This window comes from Vibrio sp. YT-18, from assembly GCF_033337345.1.
GTDB lineage: Bacteria > Pseudomonadota > Gammaproteobacteria > Enterobacterales > Vibrionaceae > Vibrio > Vibrio alginolyticus.
Map to the genome: position 1 here is coordinate 1 of NZ_JAWOQO010000081.1, position 1574 is coordinate 1574.

Genomic DNA, 1574 nt, shown 5'->3' on the forward strand with positions numbered 1-1574 from the left:
TTCTTCTAAGAAGCGATAGAATTCCGCCTCGGTGTAGTCTTGTAAGGCATCTTTAATTACAAGCTTCATATTATTGAACCTTATGTATCTCAGCAACAGTAGTAAATGTCCGCTTTGAAAGTGTCACAAGAGAGTTTTGAGCTGATATTAAGCATTAACTTGAGCATATTTGATGATTCGCTCGACGGTGATTTCAGGGACACCTTCAAGTAATTCTTGCAGTATAAATACCTCTAAGAAGTAGTCATACCCCTTCGGTAAGCCTCCATTCTCTGGCTCTGTGCAAAATAAAATATGGGATTCAGGATTCCATGTACTGTCAATGTGAATAGTTAAGTCAGGATCTAAATGTAAATGCCTATTGTTTTGTACTATTTGTGATAGATTCATCGGAGCCGAGGTTTTCTCATATTTAGTCGGCAGTACCTAACTGATAATCATACTCTGGATCATAGAAGTATTTATCAATCAACTTCTCTATGTCTAAAGCTTGCGCGTCACTAATATCAAATCCGCCAGCCCCACTTGTTAGGAACTGAATATCATCTTCTTTTAACCCTAATACTTGAGCAATTCCATCGAGGTGTTCTTGTTCAATAGCTAACTCTGAAACGAGTAACTCAGTCTGTTTGTCGAACTTTTCAATAACAATTTTCATTATTTCTCTACCTTTCTAGCCGGGTCTGCTTCTTTTGTTTGCTCTCCCGATATGTGATCAAACTCGCCGATATGTTTACCATTTTTCGTATAAATCTCGACTTTTCCATGCTGAGAATCCCACTCGTAGATTCGTCCTTTTTTATCTTTCCACCGCTCTCTCAGTTTCCCTCCACCTTGTACTGACGTTTTTTTCTTTGCTTTAATTGCATCAGGGAAAGCGGGTAACGGTGGGCTCCCCTTCGGGGCTGGAATGTACTTAATATCGCTATTCGGTTTGTTATAAACCACATAGAGCGGAGCAATGCCTGAGCTTTCAGGGAATACTAAGATCGCATCACGCCAGTCTTTCTCTTCAGGCGCAGGCGTAACGGTGACGTTCGCATCGCTATCCGAGTGGATTGGCGTGACCAGTATATCGTCTTTTTCAAACCCATCACTATGATCGGGGGTAGTTTGCCAACTTGCTTCATCGTTTTCTTCTGGCGTCCAATAGATGGTTGGTCCGTTCTCTTCAATAGCAACGGACAACTGACCACTGTTCCCCTGTTTCACATATTTGATGGGGATTCGTGTGTCGTCTACATGATACCCCTGTACGTGCGGATAAAACTCGCCATCTTGGGGCTCGGTAATGTGGACACGAACGCGGCTTTGTACCGTGGTCACTTGGCGTAAATCTTGGTCTGTGTATTGGGTGTTATCGCCAAACAAGCTTTGCTGCATGGCAAACAAAGTGCCAATGCCCTCGACCTGCCAGCGGTAGCCCTCAACGATTTTGTCTTTCAATGTGCCGGCCAGTTTATCCAACTGCATAGCCGCGGTTTGGGTTTGCTGCGCTTGCTCTGGGGAACCGGCGACAGCTGCGGAACTGCCCATAGCCATTTGTGCTTGTGTCGCTTGAATGGCGGGTATGA

Annotated in this window: 2 protein-coding genes; both read right to left on the minus strand. The window is 44.1% G+C overall.

From position 1 onward, the window contains the following. Window positions 1-412: 412 nt before the first annotated feature. Window positions 413-658, minus strand: a complete 246-nt coding sequence (locus R7M72_RS24450) for a hypothetical protein (protein WP_098415012.1) — start codon at window positions 656-658, stop codon at window positions 413-415. Then, window positions 658-1574, minus strand: a 917-nt coding sequence (locus R7M72_RS24455; protein WP_318056382.1) for a colicin E3/pyocin S6 family cytotoxin, incomplete at its 5' end; no start/stop codon positions are given. The genes R7M72_RS24455 and R7M72_RS24450, both read right to left, overlap by 1 nt.